A 488-nucleotide genomic window follows, 5' to 3' on the forward strand; every position below is an offset into this window, starting at 1 on the left:
CGGATACGGCTCTCCGACGCGGCCAGGTTCTCCGCGGCGACGTTGAGGTTGTTGATGGTGTGGTCGAAGCGGTTCTGAACGGCACCGAGCTTCGAGCGGGTCTTGGAGACCTCGTCGATCGCGGCGTCGATCTTCGTGATCGCGTCGGCGGCGTCGTCCATCGTGAGGGCGTTGACCGTGAGGGCAGTCGCGCTCATCGTGCCGATCGACACGGCGATGACGTCGTTGGCGGACGTGTTGGCGCCGACCTGGAAGCTACCGGCGTAGGTGCCCGCAAGAAGCTTCTTGCCGTTGAACTCCGTGGTGGCCGCGATGCGGTCGAGCTCGGTGCTGAGCTGGCCGATCTCGTCCTGGATGTTCGTCTTCGCGGTCGCGTTGAGGCCGCCGTCGTTCGCCGCCTGGACCGAGAGGGTACGCATGCGCTGCAGGATCGAGTGCGTCTCGGTGAGAGCACCTTCCGCGGTCTGGACGACGGAGATGCCGTCCTG

At 65.8% G+C, this 488-nt stretch carries 1 protein-coding gene; it reads right to left on the reverse strand.

The genetic code is table 11. From position 1 onward, the window contains the following. On the reverse strand, positions 1 to 479 hold a 479-nt coding region (locus tag AC4F3Q_RS13530; RefSeq protein ID WP_491040418.1), incomplete at its 3' end, for a flagellin N-terminal helical domain-containing protein. Between the last annotated feature and the right edge of the window lie 9 nt (positions 480 to 488).

It is taken from the genome of Flavimobilis sp. BM9 (genome assembly GCF_058313055.1).